Annotated in this window: 1 protein-coding gene; it reads left to right on the top strand. The window is 46.7% G+C overall.

Features of this window, described 5'->3' with window-relative positions; genetic code table 11:
- On the top strand, window positions 1-1,181 hold a 1,181-nt coding region (tuf, locus tag PROVALCAL_RS14675; RefSeq protein ID WP_006660102.1), incomplete at its 5' end, for an elongation factor Tu.
- Between the last annotated feature and the right edge of the window lie 30 nt (window positions 1,182-1,211).

Below are 1,211 nucleotides of genomic sequence, written 5' to 3'. Positions count from 1 at the left end.
CTAAAGAAAAATTTGAACGTTCAAAACCGCACGTTAACGTTGGTACAATCGGCCACGTTGACCATGGTAAAACTACCCTGACAGCAGCTATCACTACTGTTCTGGCTAAAACCTACGGCGGTAACGCTCGTGCATTCGATCAAATCGATAACGCACCAGAAGAAAAAGCGCGTGGTATCACCATTTCTACATCTCACGTAGAATATGACACACCAACTCGCCACTACGCACACGTAGACTGCCCAGGACACGCCGACTATGTTAAAAACATGATCACTGGTGCTGCGCAGATGGACGGTGCAATTCTGGTTGTTGCTGCGACTGATGGCCCAATGCCACAAACTCGTGAGCACATCCTGTTAGGTCGCCAAGTAGGTGTTCCTTACATCATCGTTTTCCTGAACAAATGTGACATGGTAGACGACGAAGAACTGTTAGAATTAGTTGAAATGGAAGTTCGTGAACTTCTGTCTCAGTACGATTTCCCAGGCGATGACACTCCAGTTGTTCGCGGTTCAGCACTGAAAGCGCTGGAAGGCAACCCAGAGTGGGAAGCAAAAATTGTTGAATTAGCAGGTTACCTGGATTCTTACATCCCAGAACCAGAGCGTGCAATTGACAAGCCATTCCTGCTGCCAATCGAAGACGTATTCTCAATCTCTGGTCGTGGTACAGTAGTAACAGGCCGTGTTGAGCGTGGTATCATCAAAGTTGGTGAAGAAGTTGAAATCGTTGGTATTCAAGCGACTGCGAAAACAACTTGTACTGGCGTTGAAATGTTCCGTAAACTGCTGGACGAAGGTCGTGCGGGTGAGAACGTTGGTGTTCTGCTGCGTGGTACTAAACGTGAAGAAATTCAACGTGGTCAAGTACTGGCTAAACCAGGTTCAATCAAGCCACACACTCAATTCGAATCAGAAGTATATATTCTGAGCAAAGATGAAGGTGGTCGTCATACTCCATTCTTCAAAGGCTACCGTCCACAGTTCTACTTCCGTACAACTGACGTAACCGGTACTATCGAACTGCCAGAAGGCGTAGAGATGGTAATGCCAGGCGACAACATCAACATGATCGTGACTCTGATTCACCCAATCGCGATGGATGATGGTTTACGTTTTGCAATCCGTGAAGGTGGTCGTACTGTAGGTGCGGGTGTTGTTGCAAGAATCATTGCATAATACCGCTCTTTCTGAATAAGAAAGAACCAC

It is taken from the genome of Providencia alcalifaciens DSM 30120, from assembly GCF_000173415.1.
Lineage (GTDB): Bacteria > Pseudomonadota > Gammaproteobacteria > Enterobacterales > Enterobacteriaceae > Providencia > Providencia alcalifaciens.
The sequence above is the reverse complement of the archived record's forward strand: the minus strand, read 5'-3'. Positions and strand labels throughout refer to the sequence as shown.